Genomic DNA, 752 nt, shown 5'->3' on the forward strand with positions numbered 1-752 from the left:
GGGGGGCATCGGATCTCCTGGTCGGCGGGGCACGCGCCCCGTTTGGTGAGAACGGTTCGCAACCATACACGGATCGGTAATCGTTACCGATAGCCTGGCCGGGTGCGACGAACGACGGACGAGAACCTCCTGCGGGTGCACGGGTGCCGCGCCGGCTACCGCGGCACCCCGGTGACGCCCCCGGTCCACCTCGAGGTCGCCGCCGGGGAGTGCGTGGCCCTGCTCGGGGTCAACGGCGCGGGCAAGACGACCCTGCTGCGCGCCGTGCTGGGCCTGGCCGACGTCGTCGACGGCGGGCTGCAGGTGCTCGCCCGGCCGGTCGGCTACGTGCCCCAGCGGCACACCGGCGCGCCCGGCGTGCCCGCCACGGTCCGCGAGGTCGTCGCCGCCGGCCGGCTGCTGCAGCGCGGGCCGCTGGCGCGCTGGCGCGCCGCCCAGCGCCTGCGGGACCGCGAGGCGGTGGCCGCCGCCCTGGACGGCGTGGGCCTGGACGAGCTGGCCGACACGCCGTTCGACGTGCTCTCCGGCGGCCAGCAACGCCGCGCCCTGCTGGCGCGGGCCCTGGCCTCCGGGGCCCGGCTGCTGCTGCTGGACGAGCCGACCGCCGGGGTGGACGCGGCCAGCCAGCGCCTGCTCGTCGCGGCCCTGGACCGGGTGGTGCGGGCAGGTGCCGGTGTCCTGCTGGTCACCCACGAGCTGGAGGCCGTGAGCGGGGCGGTCACCCGCTCGATCACCCTGACCCGCACCGGGGT

1 protein-coding gene is annotated in these 752 nt (G+C 77.1%); it reads left to right on the forward strand.

Annotated features, from left to right (window positions below; translation table 11 throughout):
- Window positions 1-102 precede the first annotated feature (102 nt).
- Window positions 103-752: metal ABC transporter ATP-binding protein (locus GTR00_RS22050; RefSeq protein ID WP_166613614.1), on the forward strand; the 650-nt coding region annotated here is incomplete at its 3' end.

Origin of the sequence: Kineococcus indalonis, assembly GCF_009906395.1 — a bacterium.
Classification (GTDB): Bacteria; Actinomycetota; Actinomycetes; order Actinomycetales; family Kineococcaceae; genus Kineococcus; species Kineococcus indalonis.